At 62.6% G+C, this 19,882-nt stretch carries 14 protein-coding genes; 7 read left to right on the top strand and 7 right to left on the bottom strand.

Annotated features, from left to right (window positions below; genetic code table 11):
* From JQ580_RS02060 to JQ580_RS02050, 3 genes are all read right to left on the bottom strand, one after another.
* A complete protein-coding gene (locus JQ580_RS02060; protein WP_212278081.1) occupies nucleotides 1-1,887 on the bottom strand; it encodes an extracellular solute-binding protein in 1,887 nt (628 codons plus the stop codon).
* A 14-nt stretch (nucleotides 1,888-1,901) separates the two neighbouring features.
* Nucleotides 1,902-3,803, bottom strand: a complete 1,902-nt coding sequence (locus JQ580_RS02055) for an extracellular solute-binding protein (protein ID WP_212278080.1) — start codon at nucleotides 3,801-3,803, stop codon at nucleotides 1,902-1,904.
* 210 nt (nucleotides 3,804-4,013) lie between these two features.
* Nucleotides 4,014-4,568 carry a c-type cytochrome gene (locus JQ580_RS02050; protein ID WP_212278079.1) on the bottom strand — a complete coding sequence of 185 codons (555 nt, stop codon included), beginning with the start codon at nucleotides 4,566-4,568 and terminating at the stop codon, nucleotides 4,014-4,016.
* Nucleotides 4,569-4,801: 233 nt separating this feature from the next.
* Here JQ580_RS02050 and JQ580_RS02045 point away from each other — a divergent pair, with 233 nt between their 5' ends.
* Nucleotides 4,802-5,542 (top strand): 3-deoxy-manno-octulosonate cytidylyltransferase, encoded by a 741-nt coding sequence (locus JQ580_RS02045; RefSeq protein WP_212278078.1) that lies wholly within the window; start codon nucleotides 4,802-4,804, stop codon nucleotides 5,540-5,542.
* 39 nt (nucleotides 5,543-5,581) lie between these two features.
* Nucleotides 5,582-6,442, top strand: coding sequence for a prephenate dehydratase (locus JQ580_RS02040; protein ID WP_212278077.1), 861 nt, complete (start codon nucleotides 5,582-5,584; stop codon nucleotides 6,440-6,442).
* Nucleotides 6,443-6,552: 110 nt separating this feature from the next.
* Here JQ580_RS02040 and JQ580_RS02035 read toward each other — a convergent pair whose 3' ends face one another.
* The gene (locus JQ580_RS02035) at nucleotides 6,553-7,566 is read right to left on the bottom strand and encodes an LLM class flavin-dependent oxidoreductase (protein ID WP_212278076.1); all 1,014 of its coding nucleotides are present in this window, start codon (nucleotides 7,564-7,566) and stop codon (nucleotides 6,553-6,555) included.
* A 398-nt stretch (nucleotides 7,567-7,964) separates the two neighbouring features.
* Between JQ580_RS02035 and metF the strand changes: the two genes are divergently transcribed.
* The gene (metF, locus tag JQ580_RS02030; RefSeq protein WP_212278075.1) at nucleotides 7,965-8,885 is read left to right on the top strand and encodes a methylenetetrahydrofolate reductase [NAD(P)H]; all 921 of its coding nucleotides are present in this window, start codon (nucleotides 7,965-7,967) and stop codon (nucleotides 8,883-8,885) included.
* A gap of 6 nt (nucleotides 8,886-8,891) precedes the next feature.
* Nucleotides 8,892-12,737 (top strand): methionine synthase, encoded by a 3,846-nt coding sequence (gene metH, locus JQ580_RS02025; RefSeq protein ID WP_212278074.1) that lies wholly within the window; start codon nucleotides 8,892-8,894, stop codon nucleotides 12,735-12,737.
* A 216-nt stretch (nucleotides 12,738-12,953) separates the two neighbouring features.
* Here metH and JQ580_RS02020 read toward each other — a convergent pair whose 3' ends face one another.
* Nucleotides 12,954-13,583, bottom strand: a complete 630-nt coding sequence (locus tag JQ580_RS02020) for a glutathione S-transferase family protein (RefSeq protein WP_212278073.1) — start codon at nucleotides 13,581-13,583, stop codon at nucleotides 12,954-12,956.
* Between the two features lie 327 nt (nucleotides 13,584-13,910).
* On the opposite strand from JQ580_RS02020, the gene JQ580_RS02015 reads away from it, so the two are divergent.
* Entirely contained in the window at nucleotides 13,911-15,104 is a 1,194-nt protein-coding gene (locus JQ580_RS02015) for an AAA family ATPase (protein ID WP_212278072.1), read from the top strand.
* Complete coding sequence (locus JQ580_RS02010) at nucleotides 15,097-15,843, top strand: HNH endonuclease (protein WP_212278071.1); 747 nt, start codon at nucleotides 15,097-15,099, stop codon at nucleotides 15,841-15,843. Before JQ580_RS02015 ends, JQ580_RS02010 begins: the two co-directional genes overlap by 8 nt.
* 296 nt (nucleotides 15,844-16,139) lie before the next feature.
* Here JQ580_RS02010 and glpK read toward each other — a convergent pair whose 3' ends face one another.
* Both glpK and JQ580_RS02000 read right to left on the bottom strand, forming a co-directional pair.
* Nucleotides 16,140-17,645, bottom strand: a complete 1,506-nt coding sequence (glpK, locus tag JQ580_RS02005; protein WP_212278070.1) for a glycerol kinase GlpK — start codon at nucleotides 17,643-17,645, stop codon at nucleotides 16,140-16,142.
* Nucleotides 17,646-18,033: 388 nt separating this feature from the next.
* Nucleotides 18,034-18,327 carry an endonuclease domain-containing protein gene (locus JQ580_RS02000; RefSeq protein WP_249133894.1) on the bottom strand — a complete coding sequence of 98 codons (294 nt, stop codon included), beginning with the start codon at nucleotides 18,325-18,327 and terminating at the stop codon, nucleotides 18,034-18,036.
* A 153-nt stretch (nucleotides 18,328-18,480) separates the two neighbouring features.
* Between JQ580_RS02000 and JQ580_RS01995 the strand changes: the two genes are divergently transcribed.
* Nucleotides 18,481-19,839 (top strand): MBOAT family O-acyltransferase, encoded by a 1,359-nt coding sequence (locus JQ580_RS01995; protein WP_212278069.1) that lies wholly within the window; start codon nucleotides 18,481-18,483, stop codon nucleotides 19,837-19,839.
* The last annotated feature ends 43 nt before the right edge of the window (nucleotides 19,840-19,882 follow it).

The raw sequence follows: 19,882 nt of genomic DNA, 5'->3' as shown, positions 1-19,882 counted from the left end.
TTATTTCGCCTGCTCGAGCTTGGCGGCCTTGGCGGGTTCATGCCACCAGATGTCCGGCGCGCCGACGCCGTTGGCATAACGCGGCAACTTCTGCGGATGGCCGAACTGATCCCAATAGGCCAGCCGGTGCGTCTTGTTATACCATTGCGGCACCCAGTAACGGCCGGCGCGGAACAGGCGATCGAACGCGCGGCAGGCGAAGGTGAGCTCTTCGCGGCTGTCGGCGGCCATGATCTTCTCGATCATGGCATCGATGGCCGGGCTGGCGATACCCGCGAGATTGTACGACCCCGTGGTTGCCGCGACCTGCGACGAGAAGAACGCGCGCATGGCGTCGCCCGGCGTCGCCGACATGCTGAAACGCTGGATCGTCATGTCGAAGTCGAAATCTTCTTGGCGCGCCTTGTACTGCACGGCATCGACGAGCCGGATGTTGGCCTCAATGCCCAGCGTCCCCAAATTCTTGATATAGGGCGCGTGGTGCGGCTGGAACGAGGGCTCGTCCAGCAGGAATTCGATGCGGAAGACCTCGCCGTTCGGCAGAACGCGCTTGCCGTCCTTGATCGGCACGCCTGCGTCGGTCAGCAATTGCTGCGCCTTGCGCAGCAGGCTGCGATCCTGTCCGGAGCCGTCCGTGACCGGCGGGGAGAAAGGTGCTGCGAACACCTCGTCGGGGACTTGGCCCCGGAACGGCTCGAGCAGCTTCAGCTCTTCCGGCGACGGAGGCCCGTTGCTCGCCATGAGATCGGAGTTCTGGAACGGCGACACCGTGCGGGCATAGGCGCCGTACATGATGGTCTTGTTGGTCCATTCGAAGTCGAACGCATTGATCAAGGCCTCGCGCACCCGCGGGTCCCTGAACTTGTCGCGCCGCGTGTTGATGAACCAGCCCTGCGCGCCTGACGGCGTCTCGTCGGGCACGACTTCCATCTTGACGCGCCCCTCCTTGACGGCGGCGAAATCATAGCGCGTTGCCCAGATGCGTGATGTGAACTCTTCGCGGTAGAGATAGTTCTTGCCGGTGAACCCCTCGAAAGCGACGTCGCGATCGCGATAGAATTCATAGCGCACGACGTCGAAATTATAGATGCCGCGGCAGGGCGGCAGATCGGCGGCCCACCAGTCCTTCACCCGTTCGTACTCGATGTAGCGATTGACCTCGAACTTGCCGACCTTGTACGGACCCGAACCCAACGGAATATCCAGGGACGATTCATCGAATGGGCGAGACGCGTAATAGGCCTTCGAGAAGATCGGAAGTCCGGCGGCATAGAGCGGCACGTCGCGCGCGCGCCCCTTGGCAAAGGTGACGACGAGTGTTGCATCGTCGACCGCTTCCGCTCCGACCATGTCGCGCAGCTGCACGAGGATCAGGGGATGGCCCTTGGTCTTCAGAGCCATCAGCGAGAACGCCGCATCATGTGCGGTGAGCTTCGTGCCGTCGTGGAACTTCGCCTCGGGCCGCATTGTGAAGCGATAGACCAGTCTATCCGGCGATATCTGAACGGATTTGGCCGCGAGCCCGTACATCGCATCAGGCTCGTCGCTCGCGCGCACCATCAGCGGCGCGAAGGTCATGTCCATGCCTTGCGCGCCGTCGCCCTTCAGGATGAAGGCGTTGAGCGAGTTGAAGGTCTGGTAGGACTGGTTGTAGGCGCGCACCGAGGGAATGAGCGAGAACGTGCCGCCCTTCGGCGCATCGGGGTTGACGTAGTCGAAATGGCGGAAGTCGGCGGGATATTTGAGATCGCCGAACGCCGAGATGCCGTGCGCCTCACCTCCGCCTTCGGACGCATGCGCGCCACGCAACAGCGGCCCATTCAGCGACGCACCGACGGCGCCGCCGACACCCAAAGCCAGCACGTGGCGGCGTGACATCTGCGTCATGCGGGGGGCGTCCTTCACGACTTCTTTGCGATCCGTGCCGCCTTGTCTGCGTCGTACCACCAGATGAACGGGAAGCCGGACTGACCGTATTTCGGCAATTCCGCTGGCCGGCCGAAACGATCCCAGCGCGCGGTGCGCACCTTCGTATAGGTCCATTGCGGCACGACGTAGTGATTCCACAGCAGCACGCGGTCGAGCGCCTTGGTTGCGGCGACGAGATCGTCGCGATCGGTGGCGTAGATCACCCGTTCGATCAGCTTGTCGATCGCGGGATTTTTGATGCCGCCAATGTTGCGCGAACCGGCGATGTCGGCCGTCTTTGACGACCAGAACTCACGCTGCTCGTTGCCCGGCGACTGCGACTCGCCCCAGGAGTTGGTGACGATGTCGAAATCCCACTCGCGCGTCCTGTTCTCGTATTGGGTCGGATCGACCGTCCGCACGCTCACCGCGATGCCGAGCCGCTCCAGCGACGGCTTGTAGAACAGCGTGATCCGTTCGAAGCTGGGATCCGAATTCAGCAGTTCGAGGGTGAACTGGGCGCCGGTCTTGATGTCGGTCAGCTTGCGATCGCGCACCTCGTAGCCGGCCTCCTTGAACAGGCGTAGCGCTTCGCGCAGATTATCACGCACCGCTTCCGGACTGCCGCCGACGGGATTGCTGTAGGCCGTGGTGAAGACTTCCGGCGGCACCTGGGCGCGCACGGTCTCGAGGATCTCGAGCTCCTTGCCCTGCGGCAAGCCGGTCGCCATGAGTTCCTCGATGCCGTCGAAATAGCTGCCGATGCGCTTGTACTGGCCAAAGAAGATCTGCTTGTTCATCTCCTCGAAGTCGAACGCGTAGTTGAGCGCCCGCCGCACGCGGGGGTCGCTGAACTTGGCGCGGCGCAGGTTCGGCACGAACGCCTGCATCACGCCCGAGCTGCGATTGGCGAATTCCTCGAGGATGACGCGCTTTTCGGCGACCGCCGGGAAGTCGTAGGCTGTCGCCCAACTTTTTGCGCTGTTCTCGGTACGCCAATCGACCTGGTCGGCCTTGAAAGCCTCGATCGCGACGGTGGCGTCGCGGAAATATTCGTAGCGCAGCTCGTCGAAATTGTTGCGGCCGACATTGGCAGCGAGGTCACGGCCCCAATAATCCTTGACGCGCTCCAGCGCGATCGACCGTCCGGCGACGAAATCCTTGACCTTGTAGGGACCGGAGCCGAGCGGCATCTCGAGCGTGGTGGCGGACACATCGCGCTTGCGCCCCTGCGCGTCGGTCCCCTCCCACCAGTGCTTCGGCAGGACGATGAGCTGCCCGACGATCTGCGGCAGTTCGCGATTGCCCGGCGCGTCAAACACGAACTTCACCTCGCGCTCACCAACCTTCTCGGCCTTCACCACATGGCTGTAATAGGCCGAATACATCGGATGGTGGGTCTTGAAGGAATCGAGCGAGAAGATCACGTCGTCGACGGTAACCGGCTTGCCGTCATGCCATTTGGCCTGGGGCCGTAAACGATAGGTGACCGAGGAAAAGTCGTCGGGATGGCTGACGGCCTCGGCGAGTGCACCGTATTCGGTCGAAACCTCGTCCAGCGAGGGCGTCATGAGCGACTCGTAGATGAAGGCGACGGCGCCGGCGACCTGCCCCTTCACACCCGATACGACGATGTTGAAATTGTCGAAGGTGCCGACCGCGATCTGGCGCGCGACGCCGCCCTTGGGCGCTTCCGGATTGACGTAGTCGAAGCGCTTGAAGTCGGCGGGGTACTTGACCTTTCCGAACAACGACAACCCGTGGCGCCAGGGAAGCTCGTTGGAAGACTGCGCATGGGCCGCACCGAAGACGGGGAGCCCCGCAACGGAACCGAGGGCGGGCAGCGCTGCGGCAGCAGTGCCGGTGAGCAGGAGATCGCGTCGGGTAATGGCCAAATCAATAGTCCTGTCTTGAAGGAGGTTACTCCTTTAAGGTCCCAATATAGGCGAGGTTTCGACCGAATATGTTGCTTTTTCCTCATCTTGAAAGGCCGGGCGGCCTGTCGGATGCGGCCAAACGCCCCGGTAAACTCACTGGGAGGCCCAGATAAGCAAACGGCCAAGCTTTTCAGCCTGGCCGCATGGTCCAAGATCAGTCCTTATGCCTTACTTCGACGCGGTGGGCAGCGGCTTCGGGCTTTCGGAGAGGCTGTTCAGATAGGCAATGACGTCGGCGCGCTCGGAATCCTTGGCAATACCGGCGAAGCCCATCGCGGTGCCCGGGACGAAGCCCTTCGGATTGGCGATGAACTTGTTGAGGTCGTCGAAAGTCCATTCGCCGCCTTTGCCCTTCATCGCGGCTGAGAAGTTGAAGCCGCCGCGGCCCTGGCCCTTCGGCTCACCCACGACGCCATAGAGGTTCGGACCGACGCGGTTCGGGCCACCCTTCTCGAAGGTGTGGCAGGCGCCACACTTCTTGGCGGCGGCAGCGCCCTTCTCGACGGACGCGGTCTGGAGCAGCTTTTCGATCGGCTCGGCGGCCGCGGCGGCCGCGCCGCCTTCCTTGCCCCCTCCGGCATCTTCCTTCACGGCGATCTCGAAGCCGGGTTTTTCCGGCATCTTGGGCGAGAACAACGCGTTGGCGGTGAAGCTCGTCACCAGCAGAAGGAGACAGGTGCCAAGCACGGCACCGAGAATCTTGTTGAGTTCGAAAGAGTCCATTTCCGGCCAGGCCCCACACCGCAAGAAGGATCGAGCGGCCGGGCGGCCGCCAGGACGAGCCTCGGGAGAATCAATCGTTCCTTACTGTTTCCCCGAGTTTTGCCATTGAGATATCGGTTTGCCCGGGGTCTGGCAACCCGTATAAGCGACCCCGCTTTCGGCTCGTCCCCACTCTATTTCCCGGCGCGGAAAACGCCTGTCTCCAGGCTCTTGACCCCGGATCTTTGGACCCAATGATCGATCCTCGCATCCTGGTACTGATCCCGGCCCGCATGGCCGCCACCCGTCTGCCCGGCAAGCCCCTCGCCGATATCGCGGGACTGCCGATGATCGTGCACGTGCTGCGCCGCGCCGAGGCCGCCGGCATCGGACGGGTCGCGGTCGCGACCGACACGCCGGAGATTGCTGCGGTCGTGACGGCCCATGGCGGCGAGGCCGTGATGACGCGCGCCGACCACCCCTCCGGCTCCGACCGCATCCACGAGGCCATGCAGAAGCTCGATGCGGACGGCAAGGCCGAGATCGTGGTCAACCTGCAGGGCGATTTCCCGACCATCACCATCGACAACATCCGCGAGGTGCTGCCGCCGCTGCAAGACCCGGCCGTGGACATCGCGACGCTGGCTTCGCAGATCCACACCGAGGAGGAGGACCTCGCCCCGAGCGTCGTGAAGGCAATCGGAACCTCGCTCGGCGGCAAGCGCATGCGCGCACTTTACTTTACCCGCGCGACCGCGCCGACCGGCGACGGACCGCGTTACCACCATATCGGCCTGTACGCCTATCGCCGCGCCGCGCTGGAGCGTTACGTTTCGCTGCCGCCCTCGCCGCTGGAATTGCAGGAGAAGCTCGAACAGCTCCGGGCGCTCGAGGCGGGAATGCGCATCGACTTCACCATCGTCGATACCGTGCCCCGCGGGGTCGACACGCCGGCGGACCTGGAAACCGCCCGCAGCATCCTTTCCAAATCCTGAGCCGCTGTTACAAGGCCGACCCAGGAGCACTTTTAAGACATGAGCAAGATGAAGATCGCATTCCAGGGCGAGCCCGGAGCCAATTCCCACATCGCCATCGTCGAGGCTTATCCCGACGCCGAGCCGTTGCCCTGCGCCACCTTCGAGGACGCGCTGTCGGCGATCTCCTCGGGCGAGGCCGATCTCGGCATGATTCCGATCGAGAACTCGGTCGCGGGCCGCGTTGCCGACATTCATCATCTGCTGCCGGCCTCAGGCCTCTTCATCATCGGTGAATGGTTTCTCCCCGTTCGGCATCAATTGATGGCGGTGAAGGGCACCAGGCTCGACGACATCAAGAGCGTCGAGAGCCATGTCCATGCGCTCGGCCAATGCCGCCGCATCATCCGCAAGCTCGGCATCAAGCCGATCGTTCACGCCGACACCGCCGGCAGCGCCCGCGACATCTCCGAGCGCAAAGACAAGACGGTGGCCGCGATCGCCTCCCGCCTCGCCGCCAAGATCTACGGCCTCGACATCCTCGCCGAGGACATCGAGGACGAGGCGCATAATACCACCCGCTTCGTGGTACTGGCGCGCGAGCCGAAATGGGCGGCGCAAGGCTCCGGCCCGCTGGTCACGACGTTCGTGTTCCGGGTGCGCAATTTGCCGGCCGCGCTCTACAAGGCGCTCGGCGGCTTTGCCACCAACGGCGTCAACATGACCAAGCTCGAGAGCTACATGGTCGACGGCAATTTCTTCGCCACGCAGTTTTACGCCGACGTCGACGGCCACCCCGACGACAAGGGCCTCGCCTTCGCGATCGAGGAGCTGAAATTCTTCTCGCGCGAATTCCGCATCGTCGGCGTCTATCCGGGACACCCGTTCCGCGCCACCTTCAGCGAGACGCAGCAGGATTGATGACGTGTCCCGGACGCGCGAAGCGCGAGCCGGGCCCCAGGGGCTCCAATAGCCCGCGGCTCTGTAGCGTATCGCTGAAAAGCGCTGCGCTGCGTCCGGGGCACTGAGCCTTAAGCAGCGGCCTTAAGGTCGAACGCCTCCGCCAGCAGCGAATACGACCTCTTCCGCGCCTCGTGATCGTACACGGCCGTGATCACCATCAGCTCGTCCGGCTTGCTCGCCTCGATCAGCAGCTGGAGCTTCTTCTGCACGGTCGCCGGGCTGCCCACGAACAGGCGCGAGCGGTTGCGGAGGATCGAGGTGCGCTCGGCCTCGGAGTAAGGGTAGGCCAGCGCCTCCTCGACGCTTGGCAGCGGCAGATATTGTCCGCGATCGCGGCGCAGCCGGTTGAGGTCGAACGAGGAGGCAAGCCGTTCGGCCTCTTCGTCGGTATCGGCCGTGATGACGGCGACGGCGAGGATGGCGTGCGGGCTCGCACGCCAAGCCGATGGCTGGAAGCGGTTGCGATAGTGCACCATCGCATCGACCGCATCATGAGACGCGAAATGATGGGCGAACGCGAAGCCCATGCCGACTTGCGCGGCCAGTTCCGAGGAATAATCGCTGGAGCCGAGCAGCCAGATCGGCGGCAGGGCGGTGTCGTCGGGCATGGCGACGACGTTGTGGTAGGGATGCCCTGCGGGAAATTCGCGGGTCTCCCACAGTATCAATTCGTGCAACCGCTCCAGGAAATCGTCGCCCTCGCGGCGATCAAGCCGGCTGCGCAGCGCGTAGGCCGTCGCTCCGTCGGTGCCGGGCGCCCGGCCGAGGCCGAGGTCGATGCGGCCGGGAAACAGCGCTTCCAGCATCTTGAAGCGTTCGGCCACCACCAGCGGCGCATGATTGGGCAGCATCACTCCGCCGGAGCCGACGCGGATGTGCTTCGTCACCGCCGCGATCTGGCCGATCATGAGATCGGGCGCCGGGCTTGCGACCGAGGCGAGGTTATGGTGCTCGGCGAGCCAGTAGCGGACATAGCCGAGCCCGTCGACATGGCGCGCCAGGTCGATGCTGTTGCGCAAGGCCGCAGCGGGCTTGGTGCCTGTGGTGACGACCGAGAGGTCGAGGACTGAGAGCGGGATCATGGCGCGCTAACCTAGTCGAGGAGCGGGCCGCGACAATGGGCTGGCGACGCAGGTCTGACGTGTGCAGGTCGCGAGCCGAGGCACTCGGTCCTAGCGACTGATTGGGCAGATTGTCGTCTATATGAAGAAACCCTCACCTTGCCCATCCCCAACGCTGCTTCCAAAATCACTTTTAGGCCCGGCACTTCGTTGAATATATTGTATTTTTTATCCAAACGTTATCAGCCCACCAAGTATACATTTTCAGCAAAATAACGGCTTACTTGGCTGAAAGTGGGCAATTTCCCATATCCGATGGGCTGTTGGTGAAACAGCCTTTGCCCTATCTTAGGCACTTCCAAACTAGACCCGACTGTCGGCCGCCAGGATCTGGCGACATTTCTGGAGCGAGTGGTGCCATGACCGATCTGACGATTCCTGCCCGAGCCGACGGGCAAGACGGGCACCTGAAGCGGCCTGCGATTTCCTTCGAATTCTTTCCGCCCAAGTCGGAGGATATGGAGCGCAATCTCTGGGAGACCATCAACCGGCTGGCCCCGCTCGAACCGAAATTCGTCTCTGTGACTTACGGCGCCGGCGGCTCGACCCGCGAGCGCACCCATTCGACCATCTCCCGCATCCTGAAAGAGACCGCGCTGCTGCCGGCCGCGCATCTGACCTGCGTCGGGGCCTCGCGCGGCGAGATCGACGAGATCGTCGACCGCTATCATGACGTCGGCGTCCGCCATATCGTGGCTCTGCGCGGCGATCCCGCCGGCGGTATCGGGACGCCCTATTCGAGCCATCCCGACGGCTATCAGAGCTCGGCCGATCTGGTCGCCGGGATCAAGAAGCGGCACGGCGACATCGAAGTGTCGGTGTCGGCCTATCCCGAGAAGCACCCCGAGGCGCGCGACTTCGACGCCGACATCGACACGCTGAAGGCCAAGGTTGACGCCGGTGCTGCGCGTGCGATCACCCAGGTGTTCTTCGATAACGACCTCTATTTCCGCTATCTCGACCGCGTCCGCGCCCGCGGCATCGACATTCCGATCGTGCCCGGCATCATGCCCATGCATAACTTCAAGCAGGCGCGCAATTTCGTCACCCGTGCCGGCACCACTGTGCCGGACTGGTTCGCCGCGAAATTCGAGGGCCTCGACGACGACGCCGAGACCCGCAAGCTGGTGGCCGCGACGGTTGCGGCCGGCCAGGTGCAGAAGCTCGCCAAGAACGGCGTCGACACCTTTCATTTCTACACCATGAACCGCGCCGATCTCGTGTTCGCGATCAGCCATTTGCTCGGCATCCGCGCCAAGAGCGCGCAGAAGGCGGCGTAAGACAACATGACCGTATATACTTCTCCGAAGCGAACTGCCCTGCTCAATGCCGCGCGCGAGCGCATCCTCGTGCTCGACGGCGCCATGGGCACGATGATCCAGAACCTGCAGTTCGATGAGGCCGCCTTTCGTGGTGAGCGTTTCAAGAATTTTCATCGCGACCTGCGCGGCAACAACGATCTGCTGATCCTGACCCAGCCGCAGGCGATCGAGGACATCCACGCGGCCTATCTGCGCGCGGGCGCCGACATCGTCGCCACCAACACCTTCTCCACCACCTCGATCGCGCAGGCCGATTACGACCTCACCGACATCGTCTACGAGATGGCGCGCGAAGGCGCCCGCCTCGCCGGCAATGCCGCGCGCCGCGTCGAGGCCGAGGATGGCAAGCCGCGCTTCGTCGCCGGCGCCATCGGGCCGACCAACCGCACCGCCTCGATCTCGCCGGACGTGTCCAATCCCGGCTACCGGGCCGTCACCTTCGACGATCTGCGCAAGTCTTACGGCGAGCAGATCAACGGCATGCTCGACGGCGGCGTCGACCTCCTGCTGGTCGAGACCATCTTCGACACGCTGAACGCCAAGGCGGCGCTCTACGCCATCGCCGAGATCACCGAAGCGCGCGGCATCGACGTGCCCGTGATGGTGTCGGGCACCATTACGGACAAGTCCGGCCGCCTGCTTTCGGGCCAGATGCCGGAGGCGTTCTGGCATTCGGTGCGGCACGCCAAGCCCATCACCATCGGCTTCAACTGCGCGCTCGGCGCCGAAGATTTGCGCGCGCACATCGCCGATATCGGCCGCGTCGCCGATACGCTGGTGTGCGCCTATCCAAACGCCGGCCTGCCCAACGAATTCGGCCAGTATGACGAGACGCCCGAATACATGGCGCGCCTGGTCGGCGAGTTCGCGCGTGACGGCCTCGTCAACATCGTCGGCGGCTGCTGCGGCACCACGCCTGAGCATATCGCGGCGATTGCGGCTGCGGTTGCCCCGCACAAGCCGCGCATCGTGCCGGAGATCGAACCGCGCCTGCGGCTCTCCGGCCTCGAGCCGTTCGTGCTGACGGACGCGATTCCGTTCGTCAACGTCGGCGAGCGCACCAACGTCACGGGATCGGCCCGCTTCCGCAAGCTGATCACCGCCGGCGACTACACCGCGGCGCTTCAGGTCGCACGCGACCAGGTCGAGAACGGCGCGCAGATCATCGACGTCAACATGGACGAGGGCCTGCTCGACTCCGAAGCCGCGATGGTGACCTTCCTCAACCTCGTCGCCGCCGAGCCCGACATCGCCCGCGTGCCCGTGATGGTCGATTCCTCGAAATTCTCGGTGATCGAAGCCGGCCTGAAATGCGTGCAGGGCAAGCCGGTCGTCAACTCGATCTCGATGAAGGAAGGCGAGGAGAAGTTCATTCACGAAGCCAACATCGCGCGGCGCCATGGCGCGGCGGTGGTAGTGATGGCGTTCGACGAGGTCGGCCAGGCCGACACGTTCAAGCGCAAGACCGAGATCTGCAAGCGCGCCTACGATATCCTGGTGAACAAGGTCGGCTTCCCGCCTGAGGATATCATCTTCGACCCGAACGTCTTTGCGATCGCGACCGGCATCGAGGAGCACAACAATTACGGCGTCGACTTCATCGAGGCGACGCGCTGGATCCGGCAGAACCTCCCCGGCGCGCATATCTCGGGCGGCGTCTCCAACCTCTCGTTCTCGTTCCGCGGCAACGAGCCGGTGCGTGAGGCCATGCACTCGGTGTTCCTGTATCACGCCATCAAGGCGGGCATGGACATGGGCATCGTCAATGCCGGGCAGATGATCGTCTATGACGACATCGATCCCGAGCTTCGCCAGACCTGCGAGGACGTCGTCCTCAACCGTGATTCCGGCGCGTCCGAACGCCTCTTGGCGCTCGCCGAAAAATTCCGCGGCAACAAGACCCAGACTAAAGAGGCCGATCTCGCCTGGCGCGAATGGCCGGTGGCCAAGCGTCTCTCGCATTCGCTGGTGCATGGGATCACCGAGTTCATCGAGCAGGACACCGAAGAGGCCCGCAAGGCGTCGTCGCGTCCGCTCGACGTGATCGAGGGCCCGCTGATGGCCGGCATGAACGTGGTCGGCGACCTCTTCGGCGACGGCAAGATGTTCCTGCCGCAGGTGGTGAAGTCCGCGCGCGTGATGAAGCAGGCCGTGGCCTGGCTGATGCCGTTCATGGAAGAAGAGAAGGCGCGCAACGCCGCGAACGGCATCGGCACGGAGGGTTCCTCCTCCGCTGGCAAAATCGTGCTCGCGACGGTGAAGGGTGACGTCCACGACATCGGCAAGAACATCGTCGGCATCGTGCTCCAGTGCAACAATTACGAGGTGATCGACCTCGGCGTGATGGTGCCCGCCGCCAAGATCGTCGAGACCGTGAAGGCGGAGAAGGCCGACATCGTCGGTCTCTCCGGCCTGATCACGCCCTCGCTCGACGAGATGGCGTTCTTCGCCGCCGAATTGCAGCGCGAAGGCCTCAAGCTGCCGCTCCTGATCGGCGGCGCCACCACGAGCCGGGTGCATACGGCGGTGAAGATCGATCCGAGCTATCGCGCCGGTCCGGTCGTCCACGTCAACGACGCCAGCCGCGCGGTCGGCGTCGCCTCCTCGCTGCTCTCGCCCGAGAAGCGCGATGCCTATGCCGCCGAGGTGCGCGCCGAGTACGCCAAGATCTCGGAAGCGCATCTGCGCGCGCAGGCCGACAAGAAGCGCCTGAAGCTCGCGACCGCGCGCGCCAACCGCGTGCCGGTGGATTTTGCCAAGAGCAAGCCGGTGAAGCCGACCTTCCTGGGCATCAAGAGCTTCGACGACTACGACCTCGCCGAGCTTGTCGACTACATCGACTGGACGCCGTTCTTCCAGACCTGGGAGCTCGCGGGGCGCTTCCCCGCGATCCTCGACGACGCCAAGGTCGGCGAGGTCGCACGCTCGCTCTATGACGATGCGCGCAAGATGCTCGACACCATCGTCAAGGAGAAATGGTTTCGCGCGCGCGCGACGATCGGCTTCTGGCCGGCGAATGCCGAAGGCGACGACATCGCGCTCTATGCCGACGAGAGCCGCACCAGGAAGGTCGCGACGCTGCACACGCTGCGCCAGCAGCTCGAGAAGCGCGAGGGCCGTTTCAACGCGGCGCTCGCCGACTTCGTCGCGCCGGCCGGCGTTCCCGACTATGTCGGCGGCTTCGTCGTCACCGCAGGCATCGGCGAGGATGCGGTCGCCGACCGCTTCAAGATGGCAAACGACGACTACTCTTCGATCCTGTGCAAGGCGCTGGCCGACCGCCTCGCCGAGGCCTTTGCCGAGCGCATGCATGCCCGCGTGCGCCGCGAGTTCTGGGCTTACGCGCCGGACGAGACGCTCTCCACCGACGATCTGATCCTCGAAAAGTACCAGGGCATCCGCCCCGCGCCGGGCTATCCCGCGCAACCCGACCACACCGAGAAGGCGACGCTGTTCGCACTGCTCGACGCGGAGGCCACGGCCGGCGTGAAGCTGACCGAGAGCTTTGCGATGTGGCCGGGCTCGTCCGTGTCCGGTCTCTATTTCGCTGCGCCCGAGAGCTATTATTTCGGCGTCGGCAAGATCGAGCGCGACCAGGTCGAGGACTACGCCGCGCGCAAGGGCATGACGGTGGCCGAGGCGGAGCGCTGGCTCGCGCCGGTGCTGAACTACATCCCGTCGCGCGAGGACAGGGCGTTCGCCGCAACGCCCGCGAACGACGAGACCCCCGCAGACCTCGCCTCGCATCCGCCGGGCTGCACCTGCGCCGTGCACCTCGTCTGGCAGAAGAAGCGCGCCGGCGCGGGTTAGGCGCTCCCCCAAAGCAAAAGTTGCGAAAACAACCCCATGCACAGTAGCCATGGGGTTGAAAGGGTTGAGCAATTTTTTCGTGGCGTCGGGCAGGTTTTGCGCCGTCGGGCAAAACAGGGGTATTGTTGCAGGATCGGCTGCTGCGACGGTCTTCGCCGTCGCGGCGGATAGGGCGCACCACTCACCGTGCGCACGGTCTTGTGCCCCGAGAGCGTCTCACCCCTTCGGCGGCGCCAGCGGCTGCACGATCTCCTGGAACGGCGCCAGGGCCTCGCAACGCTTCGCATGCGCGCTCAGGGCCGGATAGCGCGAGGCGTCAAACAGCTGCGGATGTGCCTCGCGGGTGAAGCGGACGACGCAGGCGACTGCGACGTCGGCGTGGCCGATGCGACCGCCCAGCCAATACGGCGTCGTCACCTTTGCGCGCTCGGCCTCCAGCGCGCTGAGCACGTCTGCAATCTGCGCTTGGCAGCGCTCGACCCACAACGTGAGCTGCTCCTTCCGCAACACACGCTCATAGAGCAGGCTGACCGCTTTGTCGCCGAGACCTGAGGCAAGCGCGCAGATGCGCAGGTGCTTGCGCCGCTCCGGGCCGCTGCGCGGCAGCATCGCCTTCCCTTCGCCGACGCGCTCATCGAGATAGTCCAGGATGACCATGCTCTCGATCAGCGCCTCGCCGTCGTCGAGCACCAGCGTCGGCACGCGGCGCAGCGGATTGTAGGCTGCGATCTTGTCGGCATCGCCGAAGGTCGACCACGGCCTGTGCTCGAAGGCGAGCCCGTAAAGCCGCAGCGCAATCGCGACGCGGCGGACGAAGGGGGAATCATATTGGCCGATCAGGAACATGGTCTTGGATCTTCCCGTTGTAGGATACGGCAGGGCCGCGTAGTTCATCGCCAATGCGGCGGAGCCGCAAGAGACATATTGGACGGAGACCATTGCTCCCGACGCAACACAGAGGAATCAGCGTAGCTGCGAAGAGCCGAGAATTTGTGAGGCACCTGTATCCGTCATTGTCCGCATCCTTTTTCGCGACATCTTACCTGCGCGCAGGATTTCCGATCGGCCATTTTTGACAGCGCAGTTGATGGAATTGAGCTTCGCTAGAATAAAGTCGGCTTGCTTCAGCGCGATTTTCGGCTACGCTCGCCCAAGTTGAAAATGCGGTGATTTATGCGGATTGACCCCATCAAAATTGAAAAGCTAGAGCTCAGAGATATCGGTTGCTTCGAAGAAATCCAAATCGACTTCTCGTCGCGATTCAATCTTCTATGCGGTGCAAATGGCGTAGGTAAAAGCACCGTATTGTCCGTGGTCGCTCGCGCGTTCTCTCATCATCAATCAGCTCTGCGACGGCGGTCTGCGTCTAGCCAACCGGGGAATTGGAGTGTAGATTTTGTGAAAGGTGGCGTGTCGCAAAGAGCGACAGGATCGTCCGAAGGTCTTCTCCCAGGTGAGCACGACAAGCCGCAAGCCGTGTTCGTGGAATCGAGTCGATCAGTACTTTACTTTAAAGCAACGCGGGACTTCCTGTACTCTCGATTGGAAGCAATTGCTCGTGACCCACCGAGTGACACTAACCACTGGAGCAATTCGGCAATCCTCGGTATCGACCAGGGTGATTTAAAGCGCTGGCTTGCCAACCGTTACCTATTTTCAGCCCATCCTGGGAGCTTGACCTCGCGGCAAGAAGCTGATTTGGCCTTCGCAAAAGAGTGCTTTTCTATCTTGGATCACCGCGTTCGCTTCCGCACAGTCGACGCCGCGTCATTCGATACATATGTCGACACCCCTCAAGGCAGCGTCCCCTTCGAGTATCTATCGTCCGGATTCCGAGCTTCACTTGCTATGCTGTTAGGAATAATTCGCGAGATTGAGATTAGAGGCTTCGAAGAACCTGCTCAGTCGTTTTCGGGTGTAGTCCTAATCGATGAACTCGATCTTCATCTTCACCCGACATGGCAGCAAGCCATCGTTAGCGCATTGAAGAAGGCATACCCTTTTGCGCAATTCATCGTGACTACGCACAGTCCCCATATGATTCAACATGCAGAGAATGGTGAGGTTATTGCTCTCGTTAGTGATGGGACTTCGGCACCTCGCGTCGGCAAGTTCGAGACGAGTCGATACGGCTTTAAAGGTTGGAGCCTCGAGGAAATATTGACTGATGTTATGGGACTTAGTGACACCACCTCAGAGATATTCTCAAATGCAATGCGACAGTTTGATTTAGCAATCGAGCGCGACGATTCCGAGTCGGTAAGATTCTGGATGACAGAACTCGACGCTATGATCCATCCAACTAGTCATCTACGCAAACTGATAAGACTTCAGGCGGGACCGATCAGGGGCCGCTTCGATGATTAGGGTTCATCGCGGCCTTGGTCCTCACGAGCTTACCCCGACAATAGTCCGGGAGCTAACAGCCGAATATCTCGCAGATGATAGCAAGGCGGTCTGGAATAAACCTTACATTCGCAAAGCATTGCTCGCGATGTCGCGCAACAAGTGCGTGTATTGTGAGACGCGTATAGATGAAGAATCCAAATACATGGAGGTTGATCATTACTACTGTAAGAGCCGGCATCCCACGAAGGTCGTAGAATGGGTAAACCTGCTACCGGCCTGCAAGCGCTGCAATGTCAACAAAGGGGATTACGACATTGTAGCCGAGGGAGATCTGGTCGATCCGACGCGGGACGATCCTCAGCAGCATCTGATCCTAATCAACTATCGACTGCAGGGACGGGATGATAAAGGGCGTCGCGTCGTTGAACATACGTATCTAAATGAAACCAATCGAACGGTTAAGGCTCGGTTCGAGATTGGCACTTTTGTGAGTGAGGCGATCGAACGATTGTCAGCTCTAGCAAAAGAGTGCCTTGCAAATCCTTCGGATCGAAGAAAGTTGAACCAACTCGAAAGAGGAATGCTCGCGCTGCTCGAGGAGGCTAGGCCCACGTCAGAGTACAGCGCGACCGTCGCAACGATAATGGCAGGCCATCCGGAATACCAAGTTGCAAAGGATGGATTGGAAGCACTTGACCGATGGAGTTTCAATTTTGCATCTCTCGAAACTCAGATGCTACTTTGCAAGTTGGGATAACCAAAGGTTCCTTTTACAGACGAATTTGCTGCTACAATAACGAACAGGATGTAAATTCTGCTTCTGGCCCGGCTGATGTTCGATACCCGGCACCTGCCGCGCCGCAGTGCTCAGCGCCGTTCCGTCGGTGATCTCGATCTGGCGGCGAAAGGGGGCGGAAGCCGGCGCGTGCAAGCAGAGCGAAGCAATCCAGGATATCTCCCCAGAGACAATCTGGATTGCTTCGTCGCGAGGGCTCTTCACAATGACCGCGGAGAATCAGCGGACTGTGCTCTTCTCAGGTTACTGAATTCGCTCTACCCCTCCCCCTCATCGCTCGCCAGCACGCCCTTAACCGCCCGCGCCCAGCCCGCGAGCTTCCGCTCGCGCGTCGCCTGGCTCATCGCCGGCTTGAAGCGGTGCTCCAGTCGCCAATTGTCGGCGAATTTGGTCGGTTCAGGATAGACGCCCGCCTGGAGCCCCGCGAGATAGGCGGCGCCCAGCGCCGTGGTTTCCTGAATCACGGGGCGATCGACCGGAGCATCGAGCAGATCGGCGAGGCGCTGCATGGTCCAGTCCGACGCGGTCATGCCGCCGTCGACGCGGAGGACGACGCTGGCCGTCTCCGAGCTCGGCCAGTCTGCGCGCATCGCGGCCCAGAGGTCGAAGGTCTGGTAGCAGACGCTTTCCAGCGCGGCGTGGGCGAGCTCGGCCGGGCCGGTGTTGCGGGTGAGGCCGAACAGCGCGCCTCGTACGCGCGGATTCCAATAGGGCGCGCCCATGCCGACGAAGGCGGGGACGAGGTAAACGCTCTGCATGGAATCGGACTGATCGGCCAGAGGCCCGGTCTCTGCGGCGTGCTTGATGATGCCGAGGCCGTCGCGCAGCCACTGCACGGCAGAGCCGGCAACAAAGATCGAGCCTTCCAGCGCGTAGGTGCGTTTGCCGTCGAGCTGGTAGGCGACGGTGGTGAGCAGCTTGTTCTTGGACACCACGGGCGTGGTGCCGGTGTTCAGCAGGGCAAAGCAGCCCGTGCCGTAGGTGGACTTCATCATGCCCGGGCGGAAGCAGGCCTGGCCGATCGTGGCGGCCTGCTGGTCGCCGGCGATGCCGGAAATCACGATCGCGCCGCCAAACAGATCGGGCGTGCTCTCGCCGAAGCGGGCGGAGGAATCCTTCACCTCGGGCAGCATCGAGCGCGGCACGCCGATGATCTCCAGCAGCTCGTCGTCCCACTGCCCGGTGTGGATGTTGAATAGCAGCGTGCGCGAGGCGTTGGTGGCGTCGGTGGCGTGCACCTTTCCGCCGGTGAGGCGCCACAGCAGATAGCAATCGACGGTGCCGAACATCAACTCGCCGCGCGCGGCGCGGGCGCGGGCGCCGGGAACGTGATCGAGAATCCACGCGATCTTGGTGCCGGAGAAATAGGGATCGATGATCAGGCCGGTCTTCTGCGAGATCACGGGCTCGCGGCCGTCGGCCTTGAGCCTTGCGCATATCTCGGCGGTGCGGCGATCCTGCCAGACGATGGCGCGGTGCACGGCCTGCCCCGTCGCGCGGTCCCACACCACGGTGGTCTCGCGCTGATTGGTGATGCCGATCGCGGCGATGTCCTTTGCGCCGATGCCGGCCTGCGCGATCGCGTCGCGGCAGACCTTCACGGTCGACGTCCAGATATCCTCAGGCTCGTGTTCGACCCAGCCCGAGGCCGGGAAATGCTGCGGAAACTCGGCTTGCGCCTTCGCCGCGATGGATATGTCGCCGCGAAACACGATCGCGCGCGAGGAGGTGGTGCCCTGGTCGATGGCGAGGACGAAAGACATGGAAGTTACCTTGATGCTTTCTTGGCGTTTCCCGGAGGGGTCGTTGTGTCGGGCCAAAGGGAGCGGATTGGAGGCAGAAGGTCAAGGTGGGATGCAGGGCGCGTTCCTTACCCTCCCCTGGAGGGGGAGGGTCGATCGCGCGTAGCGCGAGCGGGGCGGGGTGATCTCTCAACACGGGCGGTGTCGGATGTGGAGAGACCGTCACCCCACCCCGTCTCACATTTCGCTACGCTCAATGTAAGCCGACCCTCCCCCTCCAGGGGAGGGTAAGAGAAGAGCGCCCGATTCGCTAAGTTCGGCGATGCTTCAGCGGCGTCGTCTCGGCTTCGCGCGATCCGTAGAGCTCGACATAGATACGTTCGAGAACTGCTGTCAGGTCTCCTGTGATCTACGTGTTCCAGAACCGGATGACGCGGTAACCTTCGTGTTCGAGCCAGCGTTGGCGGTCGAGGTCGCGTGCGGCCACGGCGTCTTCATTGTGGTGGCCGCCGTCGAGCTCGATGATGAGACGCTTGGCGGGGCAGAAGAAGTCGACGATGTATGGACCGATCGGCGCCTGACGGCGGAAGTGTGAGCCCTCGATCGGCAATTCCTTGAGGGCACGCCACAGGATCCGCTCATGTGGGATTGTATTCGCCCTCAGCTTTTTCGCGGCGTTGCGTCGGATCGATGCTGACACCATGGCCCGTCTTCACCCCATCCCGTCGTGCCCATCCAGGGGATGGTAAGCGAGGCCCCTCATGCCGGCAACCAAAAGTCGCATCCCTGCATGGCCCGCAAGGCTATGACCATCCCGACCAAAATGCTAAACGCCATGCCGGGGCAATGGGGCGGCATGACGTTTACTTCCTTTCAGTTCGGCGTCTTCGTCGCGGTGGTGTTCGGCGCCTATTACCTGGCTCCGCTGCGGCGCTTCCAGGTGCAGCTGCTGGTGCTGGCGAGCGTGTTCTTCTACGGTTTCGGCCAGCCCGAGCTGCTGCCGCTGCTGCTCGTCGCGGTGCTGGGCACTTATGTCTGCCTGGTGCTCGCGTTCGATAACCGCGCCGTCTGGATGCCGGCCGGCATCGTCTTCAATCTCGGCCTGCTGGCGTTCTTCAAATACAAGTTTCTGTTCGTCGACGCCGGCGCAGCGCAGCTGACCGGCGCCGCCCCGATCGACTTCCTGCTGCGGCTGCCGCTGCCGATCGGCATTTCGTTCTTCGTGTTCCACAACATCAGCCTGCTGGTCGACCTCACGCGCGGGGAGCGCACGGCGCGCCTGCGCGACGTGTTCCTCTACATCATCTTCTTCCCGCAGCTGGTGTCCGGGCCGATCACGCGTGCGGCGCAGTTCATGCCGCAGATCGCGCCGAAGCGGATCGGCGACGTCGCCTTCGTCGAGGCGACGAAGTGGATTCTTGTCGGCTATTTCTTCAAGCTGTATGTGGCGAACAATCTCAACGAGATGACGTCCTACATGGACTTCCCGCTCTACGAGACGCTGCGCACGCAGGATCGCTGGCTGCTGGTGTTTCTCTACAGCTACCAGATCTACGCCGACTTCTTCGGCTACTCGGCGATTGCGCTCGGGCTCGGGCTGCTGTTCGGCTATCGGTTGCCCCAAAACTTCAACCTGCCCTACATCTCGACCTCGTTCTCCGAGTTCTGGACGCGCTGGCACATCTCCCTGTCGACCTGGCTCAGGACATATCTCTACATTCCTCTCGGCGGCAACCGGCATGGTGGGTTGCGCACCTGTCTCAACCTGATGATCGTGATGACGCTCGGCGGACTCTGGCACGGCGCGAGCCTGAGCTACGCGCTGTGGGGCATGGCGCACGGGCTGCTGCTGGTGGTCGAGCGGCCGTTCCTGAAGCTTGTCAACCATGAGGCTCGGGCGCTGCGGGTGATCAGGATGGGCATCGTGTTCTTCTGCGTCACCTTGCTCTGGATCTTCTTCAAGCTGCCGAACTTCGACCATGCGCTCGGCTACCTCAAGGGGATGTTCATCGCGACCGACGCGCCCAATCCGCCCAAGCTATTCATCAATCTCGCCTTGCTCTACGCTCTGCCGGTGATCGTCCAGCATGCCGGCATCGGCGTGCTGGTCGCGGGCCGGCTGCGGCGGTGGGAGCCATATCTCTATGGCGGGCTCGCGGCGCTGGCTCTTCTCGAAGCCGGCCCCGACAGCGCCTTCATCTACTTCCAGTTCTGACGATGCAGCAGGTCTCGACGCTTTCATGGCTGGTCAGGTGCGC

The sequence above is a fragment of the Bradyrhizobium sp. SZCCT0148 genome (assembly GCF_018129985.1).
In the GTDB taxonomy this organism is placed as follows: domain Bacteria; phylum Pseudomonadota; class Alphaproteobacteria; order Rhizobiales; family Xanthobacteraceae; genus Bradyrhizobium; species Bradyrhizobium japonicum_H.
Note: the sequence above shows the minus strand (reverse complement) of the source record. Positions and strands in the feature narration are given on the sequence as shown.

Bases quoted from the DNA above. Each gene is read 5' to 3' on its own strand.
- JQ580_RS02045 (WP_212278078.1), top strand. From the start codon at position 4,802: ATGATCGATCCTCGCATCCTGGTACTGATCCCGGCCCGCATGGCCGCC.
- metF (WP_212278075.1), top strand. From the start codon at position 7,965: ATGACCGATCTGACGATTCCTGCCCGAGCCGACGGGCAAGACGGGCAC.
- JQ580_RS02020 (WP_212278073.1), bottom strand. From the start codon at position 13,583: ATGTTCCTGATCGGCCAATATGATTCCCCCTTCGTCCGCCGCGTCGCG.
- JQ580_RS02060 (WP_212278081.1), bottom strand. From the start codon at position 1,887: ATGACGCAGATGTCACGCCGCCACGTGCTGGCTTTGGGTGTCGGCGGC.
- glpK (WP_212278070.1), bottom strand. From the start codon at position 17,645: ATGTCTTTCGTCCTCGCCATCGACCAGGGCACCACCTCCTCGCGCGCG.
- JQ580_RS02035 (WP_212278076.1), bottom strand. From the start codon at position 7,566: ATGATCCCGCTCTCAGTCCTCGACCTCTCGGTCGTCACCACAGGCACC.
- JQ580_RS02015 (WP_212278072.1), top strand. From the start codon at position 13,911: ATGCGGATTGACCCCATCAAAATTGAAAAGCTAGAGCTCAGAGATATC.
- JQ580_RS02000 (WP_249133894.1), bottom strand. From the start codon at position 18,327: ATGGTGTCAGCATCGATCCGACGCAACGCCGCGAAAAAGCTGAGGGCG.
- JQ580_RS02010 (WP_212278071.1), top strand. From the start codon at position 15,097: ATGATTAGGGTTCATCGCGGCCTTGGTCCTCACGAGCTTACCCCGACA.
- metH (WP_212278074.1), top strand. From the start codon at position 8,892: ATGACCGTATATACTTCTCCGAAGCGAACTGCCCTGCTCAATGCCGCG.
- JQ580_RS01995 (WP_212278069.1), top strand. From the start codon at position 18,481: ATGACGTTTACTTCCTTTCAGTTCGGCGTCTTCGTCGCGGTGGTGTTC.
- JQ580_RS02050 (WP_212278079.1), bottom strand. From the start codon at position 4,568: ATGGACTCTTTCGAACTCAACAAGATTCTCGGTGCCGTGCTTGGCACC.
- JQ580_RS02040 (WP_212278077.1), top strand. From the start codon at position 5,582: ATGAGCAAGATGAAGATCGCATTCCAGGGCGAGCCCGGAGCCAATTCC.